This window comes from Sulfitobacter sp. HI0129, assembly GCF_001635395.1.
In the GTDB taxonomy this organism is placed as follows: Bacteria; Pseudomonadota; Alphaproteobacteria; order Rhodobacterales; family Rhodobacteraceae; genus Sulfitobacter.
In genome coordinates this window covers 1-9412 of the sequence record NZ_LWGH01000348.1, presented here as the reverse complement: position 1 = coordinate 9412, position 9412 = coordinate 1, and the positions used below count along the sequence as shown (strand labels likewise).

Here is a 9412-nt window from a genome sequence, read left to right as displayed (position 1 = left end):
TTTGGCGGGGGGTGCCTTTCTTGCGGGGCTGGGGGCTCATGTGCTGTTGGGGCGGCTGCGCGGCCCCTGACGCATGTTCGCCTTTGGTTCGCTTTTGCCCATTGGAGAATCCGCCCGCCGCCCCTATGTACAGACCCGTGAACGGGGGTCCGGATGGCTGAGCAGAAGAATATCGAGGTGCGCGGCGCGCGCGAGCACAATCTCAAGAACATCGACGTGGATATTCCACGCGACAAGCTTGTCGTGATCACCGGGCTTTCCGGGTCCGGCAAATCCAGCCTCGCCTTCGACACGATCTATGCCGAAGGCCAGCGCCGCTATGTCGAATCCCTGTCGGCCTATGCGCGGCAGTTCCTTGACATGATGCAGAAGCCGGACGTGGATCACATCTCCGGCCTGTCGCCCGCGATTTCCATCGAACAGAAGACCACGTCGAAGAACCCGCGCTCCACCGTCGGCACGGTGACGGAGATTTACGACTACATGCGGCTGCTCTTTGCCCGGGTCGGCACGCCCTACAGCCCCGCCACCGGCAAGCCGATCGAGGCCCAGCAGGTGCAGGACATGGTCGACCGCATCATGACGATGGAGGAGGGCACCCGCGCCTATCTGCTGGCCCCCATCATCCGCGACCGGAAAGGCGAATACCGCAAGGAATTCCTCGAGTTGCGCAAGCAGGGCTTTCAGCGCGTGAAGGTCAACGGCGAATTCTACGAGCTGGACGAGCCGCCGGTGCTGGACAAGAAGTTCCGCCATGACATCGACGTTGTCGTCGACCGGATCGTCGTGCGCGAGGGGCTGGAAACCCGGCTGGCCGACAGTCTGCGCACCGCGCTGGACCTTGCCGACGGCATCGCCGTCATCGAAACCGCCCCTGCGGAGGGTGAGCCGGAGCGCACTACTTTTTCGGAAAAATTCGCTTGCCCGGTCAGCGGCTTCACCATTCCGGAGATCGAGCCGCGCCTGTTTTCTTTCAACGCGCCCTTCGGGGCCTGCCCGTCCTGCGACGGTCTTGGGGTTGAGCTCTTTTTCGACGAACGGCTGGTCGTGCCGGACCAGAACCTGAAGATCTACGACGGCGCGCTGGCGCCCTGGCGCAAGGGTAAATCGCCCTATTTCAAGCAGACCATCGAAGCCATCGCCAAGCACTACCAGTTCAACCAGTCGACCCGCTGGAAAGACCTGCCGGAAAAGGTGCAGCAGGTGTTTCTTTACGGTTCGGGCAAGGAAGAGATCAAGTTCCGCTATGACGAGGGCGGGCGCGTCTACGAGGTGAGCCGCGTCTTCGAAGGGGTGATCCCCAACATGGAACGCCGCTACCGCGAGACGGACAGCAACTGGATCCGCGAGGAGTTCGAGCGCTATCAGAACAACCGTCCCTGCGGCACCTGTGGCGGCTACCGCCTGCGGCCCGAGGCGCTGGCGGTCAAGATCGGCCCGGCGAAGGGGGGCGCGGACGAATTGCTGCACGTGGGCCAGGTGGTGCAGATGTCCATCCGGGAGGCGTTCGACTGGTGCCAGCGCGTGCCGGACTACCTGACGCCCCAGCGGAACGAGATCGCGCGCGCCATTCTGAAAGAGATCAGGGAGCGGCTCGGCTTCCTGAATAACGTTGGATTGGAATATCTTACGCTGTCTCGTTCAAGTGGTACGTTAAGTGGCGGGGAAAGCCAGCGTATCCGTCTGGCCAGCCAGATCGGCTCTGGCCTGACCGGTGTGCTCTATGTGCTCGACGAGCCCTCCATCGGTCTGCACCAGCGCGATAATGACCGCCTGTTGCAGACGCTCAAGAACCTGCGCGATCAGGGCAATACCGTCATCGTCGTCGAACATGACGAGGAAGCGATCCGCGAGGCCGACTACGTCTTTGACATCGGTCCGGGCGCGGGTGTGCATGGCGGGCAGGTCGTCAGCCACGGGACCCCGGAAGAGGTGGCCGCCGACGGCAATTCAATCACGGGCCAGTATCTGACCGGCGCGCGCGAAATTGCCGTGCCCGCCACCCGCCGCAAGGGAAACAAGAAGAAGCTGCAGGTGGTCAAGGCCACGGGCAATAACCTGCAGGACGTCACCGTGGATTTCCCGCTGGGCAAGTTCGTCTGCGTGACCGGCGTCTCGGGCGGGGGCAAATCGACGCTCACCATCGAGACGCTGTTCAAGACCGCGTCGATGAACCTCAACGGTGCGCGGCAGACCCCGGCACCCTGCCAGACCATCAAGGGGCTGGAGCACCTCGACAAGGTGATCGACATCGACCAGCGCCCCATCGGGCGCACGCCGCGGTCAAACCCCGCGACCTACACCGGCGCCTTCACCCCGATCCGCGACTGGTTCGCCGGCCTGCCGGAGGCCAAGGCGCGCGGCTACAAGCCGGGGCGCTTCAGCTTCAACGTCAAGGGCGGGCGTTGCGAAGCCTGTCAGGGTGACGGTGTCATCAAGATCGAAATGCATTTCCTGCCGGATGTCTATGTCGAATGCGAAACCTGCAAGGGCGCGCGTTACAACCGCGAAACGCTGGAGATCAAGTTCAAGGGCAAGTCCATCGCGGATGTGCTCGACATGACGGTGGAGGATGCCCAGACCTTCTTTGCCGCCGTGCCGTCGATCCGCGAAAAGATGGATGCGCTGATGCGTGTGGGGCTGGGCTATATCAAGGTCGGCCAGCAGGCGACGACCCTGTCGGGCGGCGAGGCGCAGCGTGTGAAACTGTCAAAAGAACTGTCGAAACGCTCTACCGGGCGGACGCTCTATATCCTCGACGAGCCGACAACGGGTCTGCATTTCGAAGACGTGCGCAAGCTGCTCGAAGTGCTGCACGAACTGGTGGATCAGGGCAATTCGGTCGTGGTGATCGAACATAACCTCGACGTGGTGAAGACGGCGGACCACATTATCGACATCGGCCCCGAAGGCGGCGACGGCGGCGGCCGCGTGGTGGCGACAGGCACCCCGGAAGAGGTGATCAAACTCGCCGAAAGCCACACCGGCCGCTATCTGGAACCTCTGCTGACGGGGCGTCGCAAACCGCAGGACGTGGCGGCGGAGTAGGGGAGACTGTACCGGCATCGCCCCCCTCCGCGAACGGGAGGCGAGAGCCAACGCAACACGGCTCCCTGACGCGCGCCTCAGAGGGCTGAGATCGCTTCGATCACAGTTGCACGATCCTGAACTGCGCCGGTTTGCAGGTATTCCATCGCCTTCAAAGCGGCTTCATGCGCTTCGACAGACGATCCTGCCACGCAATCCGCCACGACCCTGCAGAAATAATCCGACTGGTGCCCGTCCACGAATGTGTAGTGGACGCAGACATCTGTCAGCCCACCGCACAATATCAGTGTATCTACCTTCAGGCCTCGTAGCAGTATTTCGAAATCCGTTCCGAAAAACGCAGAATAACGGCGTTTCGGGACCACGTAGTCGCCTTGGCGAAATCCCATCTCCTCCTCTGCGAGCTCTGTCCTCGGATCGTCTTCGAGGCAATGCACGTCCTCGTCGCCATCCAGTTCCCGGCCGAAGTCGATCAGGTCCGTCCGATGAACCTCCTGAATGAAAATGACCGGCACATCGTTTTGATGCGCTGCATCGACCAGATCGCGTGCGGCGATCATCCGCTCCTTGTAGCCCGGCATGTTATCGATGGATCGTACTTCGCTGTTATCCAGAAATGTGCTTTTCTGAATATCGATCACGATCAGGGCGGGCCGGCCTTCGATCAGGTTGCGCGGCAATTTTGCTTTCGTCGTCATTTGCAAAGTCCTTTTGGTTCAGTGCGCTTCCGAGCCGAGCAGAAACATTCCGGCAAGCAGCAGTATCATGCCGACAATGCTGGCCCAGCTAAGATTTTGATTAAAGAACAGGACGCTGACCATGACAGAACCGACAGAGCCGATGCCTGTCCATATCGGGTAAGCGATCCCTAGGGGGAGCCGCGTCATCGCGACATAGAGCGTCACAAGGCTCAAGATCATCGCAAGGGAGGTCAATGTACCGGTCGCCCAAGTCGGGCTTTGCCCGAGCTTTTTCAGCCCGGTCGCCCAAGCGATTTCCAGAAGACCTGCAGTAAGGAGAAAAATCCAAGCCATTTCGACCCCCGTATTCGCAGGTCGTCCTGACGTGAGCCCATCTTGACCGGGTCGTCCCGGAAGGCATTGAGGGGCCGATTAATGTATCTGCTGTGAGCCGTCAAGAGCGATGCCCACGGCCAAATGGGCTTCGGCCCCCCTCATAACGCCGCGCGGGCGATCCGGATAAGCTGCAGCGTCTCGAAGGCGCGTTCTTCGACCATGATGACTTCGCCGTTGAGGACCGAGTATTTATAGCCCGGCTCGGGGGCCGACAGCTTGTAGGTCGCCATCAGCTCGTTCTGGGTCAGTGCGGCGGTCGGGGCAACCTGCACGCCTTCGCCAAGCGGTGCTGCGCGGGCCAGATCGTTGATCGACGACAGGGAGTTGTAATCCTTGTCATCGAGCAGAACGGGCATCCCGTCGATCAGTGCATAGTGACGACCGGCGGGGGCGGGGCGCAGGTTGTAAAGCTCCGCGATCTCCTCTGAGGTGAGCAGCAGGTTCGTCTTGGGCGTGGCAGGTTGCGGCTTCGGTTCCGCGCGGGCCAAAGCCTCGGGTGCCGGTTCGGTCTTGCGCGTGGTTTCCACCTTGGCGGTGTCCTCGCGCGTTGTGCTCCGCTGCGTGGAATCGGTGCGGCCCCGGGCCAGTGCCGCGCGGGCGTTATCGTCCTGAATGGCGGCGGGCAGGCCGCTGCGGTTGGTGGGGTTCACGCTTGCAAGAACGGTTTCCTCCGGGGGCAGGCGGCTCACCGCGGGGGCGAGCGCGCTTACCCCGTCGCGGCGGGCATCCAGCATGTTTTCATAGTCCTGCGGCCCGTAGGACACCCATTGCTCATAGGTGACCCCCTGTTTGGCAAGGCCGGGGGGCACGCAGGGGGGATCGAGCTTTGCCAGACCCGGCGGGCAGTTGCGATAGGTCAGCAATTCTTCCTCCGGCAGGTCGGAGGCGCGCTGCCCCTGACTGAGCAAGGCCGCAGGCACGCTGCTGAGGATGGCGGCAAGGTCGCGGTCTTCGGGCGCGCGGCGGGACAGCACTTCGCGGGCCACGCGGTCGCGGTCCTCACCCGAGCGTTGGCGCGTGATGTTGCGCACCATGGCCGCCGCGTCGCCGGTCACGCGGATCTTGCCGTCCTCCAGCCGGATATTGCCCTTCTCGATCTCCCGCACGACCTTGCCCGCGTCCTTTTCCACCTGACGGATCACCTGGTTGAGCGCATCGCCAAGGTTCATCTGCACATGCGTCACCGGGGGCGACTGGCGGATATGATCCTGTGGCGCGGGCAGCGGCAGCGGTTGCAGGGTGGCAGCGCTCACGGCGGTACCGATCAGGCCACTGGCGGCAAGGGCGGCAGCACGGGCAAAGGGGGAACGGGTCATTTCATGTCTCCGGCAGGCTTGGCACGGCGACGGCGCCGCGCGTGATGTGCAGGTCATGTCGGGAAGGGCCGGTGGAGGGCCCCATGTCCTGTTTCCCCAACGCGCGGGCCTGCCGCCGGTTCCCGAAGGACCGCGGCGACAGGCCCGACATGCGGCCCCTGTGGCGTTACAGAACCGCGCGGGCGATCCGGATCAGTTGCAGCGTCTCGAAGGCCTGATCCTGCAACTGGATCAGCTCGCCGTTCAGAACGGTGTACTTGTAGCCGGGGTCCGCCGCGGGCAGCCGGTAGGTGCGGCGCAGTTCATCCTGCGTGAGCGCTGCGGTGGGGGCCACGGTCACGCCCTCGGCCACATCCGCGCTCAGCGCCAGTTCGTTGATCCGCAGCAGCGAGGTATAGTCCTCCTCGTTCAGCAGGACGGGCAGGCCGTCGATCAGCGCATAGCGATGGCCCGCGGGGGCGGGGCGCAGATCGTAAAGCTCCGCGATCTGGGCCGAGGTCAGCAGCAGCTTCTGCTCGCCCGGGACGGGGGTGTCGTCCAGCCGAACGATGCGGCGGGGGGTCTCTTCGATCACCACCGTATCATTGGTGGCCGCCTGCGCATCGGTATCGTCGAGGTCTTCGAGATAGCCGCGCCGCCGGTCGAGGTAGATGCGGTCCAACTCGTCCTCGTCGTAGGAAACCCATTCCTCATAGGTCACCCCCTGCGCGGCAAGGCCCGGCGGCACGCAGGGCGGGTCCTTCTTGGCGAGGCCCGGGGGACAGTTGCGATAGGTGAGGAGCGCGTCGTCCTCCACCTCGGCAAAGGCCACGCGGTCGCCCAGCAGTGCCAGCGCCCCGGCGGACAGCAGCGCGGCCATGTCCCGGCTTTCGGGGGCCGCCGCGCGCAGAACGGCACGGGCCTGGGTTTCGCGCTCGGCCTCGTCGCGCAGCGTGCGGCGGGCGTAGTGGTCACTGGCGCGGGCCTCTTCCAGCAGTTTGTGATATTCCTTGTGCGCCTTTCGGTCTTCCTTGAGCGCTTTCTTCACGGCCTTCTCTTCGGCCTTGGCGGCTTTCTCGGCACGTTTTTCCAACTTTTCGGCGGCCTTCTCGGCCTTTTTCTCACGCTTTTCTTCGGCTTTTTCCGCGTGTTTTTCGCGCTTCTCGGCGGCTTTCTCGGCCTTTTTCTCTGCCTTCTCCGCAGCTTTGCGCGCTTCCTTGGCGTGTTTTTTCGCCTCCTTGTCGCCCTTGTCATCCTTGATCAAGAGCACGCCGGGTGCGGGCTGCGGGGCCGGGATCGTCAGGATCGACGTCTGGGGGGCATATGCGGGCGGTGTGGCAAAGGCCGGGGCGGCGGCGATGGCCAGCGCCACGGCGAGGGGGAAGGTGGTCTTTTTCATGTCTGATCTCCGTTAGGGCAGCGGGAGCCTGCGTCTTGCGGCTCCCTTCTCTGACATGTCGGGGCGGGCCGAAGCCCCATGTCTTGCAGCGTTAACGCTGCGCCCTTCCGGTTGTTCCCGGCCTTGCGGCGCGTGGCAAGATGCCCCGCCGGGTGCTGGGCGGATGCCCGCTCAGCCCGAATGGCCGCGCGCCTCAAAGCGGGGCAGCATGGCCGAAAAATCCCGGCCCTTGCCGTCTTCGTCATTCACGAAACTGGCATAGAGCGACCGCGCGAGCTGACCCATGGGCGTATCGGCATCGGCCATTTCGGCGGCCTGCTGGCTCAGCCCGAGGTCCTTCAGCATCAGTTCGGCGGCGAACCCGGGTTTGTAGTCGTTGTCCGCGGGTGAGGTCGGGCCGACGCCGGGGGCAGGGCAATAGGCGTTCATCGACCATGAGTACCCCGAAGAGGTGCTGACCACGTCGAACATCTTCTGCCGGTCGAGGCCTAGCTTGTCCGCCAGCGCGAAGGCTTCGCAGGTGGCGATCATGGTCACGCCGAGGATCATGTTGTTGCAGATCTTGGCCGCCTGACCGGCGCCCGCCTCGCCGCAGTGGACGGCCTTCTGGCCCATGATGTCGAAAAGCGGCTTCGCCTTGGTAAAGGCGTCCTCCGACCCGCCGGCCATGAAGGTCAGCGTGCCCGCCGACGCGCCGCCGATGCCCCCCGATACCGGAGCATCCACGGCCAGCAGCCCTGCGTTTTCCGCCGCCTCGGCGGTGTTGCGCGCGCTTTCCACATCCACGGTGGAACAATCGATGAAAAGGCTGCCCTTGGCCATATGGGGGATTGCTTCGGCTGCGACATCGCGCAGGATCGACCCGTTGGGCAGCATGGTGATGACCACATCGGCGTCCTTCACTGCCTCGGCGATGGAGCCTGCCGCTGTCGCACCCTCTGCCGTGGTGCCTGCCACGTCATAGCCGCGTACAGTGTGACCGGCCCGCGCCAGATTGGTCGCCATTGGTGCGCCCATGTTGCCCAGCCCGATAAATCCGATTGTCATGCCCGCCATCAGTGATCCTCCAGTTTCAGGGCGTCGGCGCCCAGGGGTTGCAGCATTTTCGCAACCGCCGCCGTGGGCACGTCGCGGTCCGCGAATTGCCACTTGGGGTTGCGGTCCTTGTCGATGATCGCGGCGCGGATCCCTTCGAGGAAGTCGCCGTCTTCCATCGCGCGGTAGGTAAAGCGGTATTCGAGGTCGAGCGCCTTTTCCATGGTGGCGGATGGGCCGCGCAGCCGGTGCAGAATCTCGATCGTGCAGGCCATCGACAGCGGGCTGTTGCGGCTCATCTTCTTGGCGGCGTCCTGGGCCAGATCGCTGTCATCTGCCGCGAGGGTGCGGCCAATGTCTTCCAGCGCCTCCCCGGCAAAGAGCGCATCGATCTGTGTCTGAGCCTCTTTCAGCGTGCCCGCGGGTGCATCCTCCACCGCCGGATCGAGCACCGTGGTATCGCCCGAGCGCGCCAGCGTATCGATAAGCTGCGGCCACTTCTGTTCAGGGATGAACATATCCGCAAAGCCCGCATGGATCGCATCCGCAGGCCCCATGCGCGCCGTCGTCAGGCCAAGGTATTCGCCCAGCCGCCCCGGCGCCAGCGCCAGCAGAAGCGAGCCGCCCACGTCGGGCACCAGCCCGATGCCGCATTCCGGCATGGCGATCTGGCTCGTCTCGCCCACGATGCGGTGCGTGCCGTGACAGCCGATGCCCACGCCCCCGCCCATGGTGAAGCCCTGCAGGAAGGAAACGACGGGTTTGGGATAGCTGAATATCTTGTGGTTGAGCCGGTATTCATCGGCCCAGAACTTCCGCCCATAGGCGTAATCGCCCTTGGTGCCGGTCGCGTAAAGCTCCGCGATATCCCCGCCAGAGCAGAAGGCCCGCTCGCCCTCCGCGTCCAGTATCACCACCTCGACTTCGTCGTCGTCGCGCCAGTCGTCGAACGCCCGTTCGATGGCAAGGCACATCTCGTAGGTCATGGCGTTGAGCGCCTTGGCCCGGGTCAGCGTGATGCGGCCCGCGCGGCCCTTCTTGCGGATGTCGATATCGCTCATCTGTTCTTCAGCATGTCGCGGGCCACGATGACGCGCATGATTTCGTTGGTGCCTTCGAGAATCTGATGCACGCGCAGATCGCGCACGAGCTTCTCGATCCCGTAGTCGGCAAGGTAGCCGTAGCCGCCGTGCAATTGCAGGCACTGGTCCACGATGCGGCTGCCCGTTTCGGTCACGAACTTCTTGGCCATGGCGCAAAAGCGCGTGGCGTCCGGCGCACCGCTGTCCAGCTTCCACGCGGCCTGCCGCAGGAAGGTGCGCGCTGCCTGCAACTCGATCTCCATGTCCGCAAGGCGGAACTGCAACCCCTGGAACTGGTCGATGGTCTGGCCGAAAGCCTTGCGTTCGCCCATGTAGTCCAGCGTGGCGTTCATCGCCGTCTGGGCCGCGCCCAGCGAACAGGCCGAGATATTGAGCCGCCCGCCATCGAGCCCCATCATCGCGTATTTGAATCCCTTGCCCTCTTCGCCCACGAGGTTCCCGGCGGGGATCACGCAG

Annotated in this window: 8 protein-coding genes; 1 reads left to right on the top strand and 7 read right to left on the bottom strand. The window is 63.8% G+C overall.

What is annotated here, in order from left to right; genetic code table 11:
- Positions 1-153: 153 nt before the first annotated feature.
- Positions 154-3048 carry an excinuclease ABC subunit UvrA gene (uvrA, locus tag A3764_RS08835; RefSeq protein WP_067919922.1) on the top strand — a complete coding sequence of 965 codons (2895 nt, stop codon included), beginning with the start codon at positions 154-156 and terminating at the stop codon, positions 3046-3048.
- 77 nt (positions 3049-3125) lie between these two features.
- On the opposite strand, the gene A3764_RS08830 is transcribed toward uvrA, so the two are convergent.
- From A3764_RS08830 to A3764_RS08800, 7 genes are all read right to left on the bottom strand, one after another.
- Entirely contained in the window at positions 3126-3746 is a 621-nt protein-coding gene (locus A3764_RS08830) for a cysteine hydrolase family protein (protein ID WP_067919920.1), read from the bottom strand.
- An 18-nt stretch (positions 3747-3764) separates the two neighbouring features.
- On the bottom strand, positions 3765-4082 hold the full coding sequence (locus A3764_RS08825) for a DMT family transporter (protein ID WP_067919918.1): 318 nt from the start codon (positions 4080-4082) through the stop codon (positions 3765-3767).
- A gap of 140 nt (positions 4083-4222) precedes the next feature.
- Positions 4223-5440, bottom strand: a complete 1218-nt coding sequence (locus tag A3764_RS08820; protein WP_067919916.1) for a hypothetical protein — start codon at positions 5438-5440, stop codon at positions 4223-4225.
- A gap of 166 nt (positions 5441-5606) precedes the next feature.
- On the bottom strand, positions 5607-6818 hold the full coding sequence (locus A3764_RS08815; RefSeq protein ID WP_201722109.1) for a transketolase: 1212 nt from the start codon (positions 6816-6818) through the stop codon (positions 5607-5609).
- A gap of 171 nt (positions 6819-6989) precedes the next feature.
- A complete protein-coding gene (gene mmsB, locus A3764_RS08810) occupies positions 6990-7865 on the bottom strand; it encodes a 3-hydroxyisobutyrate dehydrogenase (RefSeq protein WP_067919927.1) in 876 nt (291 codons plus the stop codon).
- A gap of 8 nt (positions 7866-7873) precedes the next feature.
- Complete coding sequence (locus A3764_RS08805; RefSeq protein ID WP_067919914.1) at positions 7874-8914, bottom strand: enoyl-CoA hydratase/isomerase family protein; 1041 nt, start codon at positions 8912-8914, stop codon at positions 7874-7876.
- Positions 8911-9412 (bottom strand): acyl-CoA dehydrogenase family protein (locus tag A3764_RS08800; protein WP_269085016.1); only part of this gene is annotated, 502 nt, incomplete at its 5' end. The genes A3764_RS08805 and A3764_RS08800, both read right to left, overlap by 4 nt.

Bases quoted from the DNA above. Each gene is read 5' to 3' on its own strand.
- mmsB (WP_067919927.1), bottom strand. From the start codon at position 7,865: ATGACAATCGGATTTATCGGGCTGGGCAACATGGGCGCACCAATGGCG.
- A3764_RS08820 (WP_067919916.1), bottom strand. From the start codon at position 5,440: ATGACCCGTTCCCCCTTTGCCCGTGCTGCCGCCCTTGCCGCCAGTGGC.
- A3764_RS08830 (WP_067919920.1), bottom strand. From the start codon at position 3,746: ATGACGACGAAAGCAAAATTGCCGCGCAACCTGATCGAAGGCCGGCCC.
- A3764_RS08805 (WP_067919914.1), bottom strand. From the start codon at position 8,914: ATGAGCGATATCGACATCCGCAAGAAGGGCCGCGCGGGCCGCATCACG.
- A3764_RS08815 (WP_201722109.1), bottom strand. From the start codon at position 6,818: ATGAAAAAGACCACCTTCCCCCTCGCCGTGGCGCTGGCCATCGCCGCC.
- A3764_RS08825 (WP_067919918.1), bottom strand. From the start codon at position 4,082: ATGGCTTGGATTTTTCTCCTTACTGCAGGTCTTCTGGAAATCGCTTGG.
- uvrA (WP_067919922.1), top strand. From the start codon at position 154: ATGGCTGAGCAGAAGAATATCGAGGTGCGCGGCGCGCGCGAGCACAAT.